Here is a 484-nt window from a genome sequence, read left to right as displayed (position 1 = left end):
CCATAATAAAGCCTACCCTCTATAATATTTCATAACCTTAGGAATATAATTTTGTGTTTCTTTTGGCATTTTATACAGGTCAGAAATTGATTCCACTCCTCTACTCTTCATCCTTCCAGGACCACCATTATATGCCATCAACCCCATTTCTATACTTCCTCCAAACATATCAATATATTCCTTAATATGTCTAGTTCCAGCATCTATATTCTGCTCTATATTAAAAGGGTCTGTAACACCCAAATCTCTACAATTTTCTGGCATAAGTTGCATAAGACCCTTAGCACCAGCAGAAGAAACAGTATTTGGATTAAAGTCCGATTCAACTTTAATTATTGCTTTTATAAGATTCGCATCTACATTATATTTTTTTGATGCTTGTTCTACAGCATTTTCAATTCTCAACTTTACATTTTTATCTTTTGTATCAACATCTATAAATCTACTAGTGGTATTATTTACTACATTCTCAAGTTCATTAAAC

The 484-nt window shown here is 31.8% G+C and carries 1 protein-coding gene; it reads right to left on the bottom strand.

Going from position 1 to position 484, the window contains the following annotated elements; translation table 11 throughout:
* Nucleotides 1–12: 12 nt before the first annotated feature.
* On the bottom strand, nucleotides 13–484 hold a 472-nt coding region (locus K0039_RS20890), incomplete at its 5' end, for a lytic transglycosylase domain-containing protein (protein WP_228106845.1).

This window comes from Terrisporobacter mayombei, from assembly GCF_020748465.1.
GTDB classification, from domain to species: Bacteria; Bacillota; Clostridia; order Peptostreptococcales; family Peptostreptococcaceae; genus Terrisporobacter; species Terrisporobacter mayombei.
This window is presented reverse-complemented; position numbering and strand designations above follow the sequence as displayed.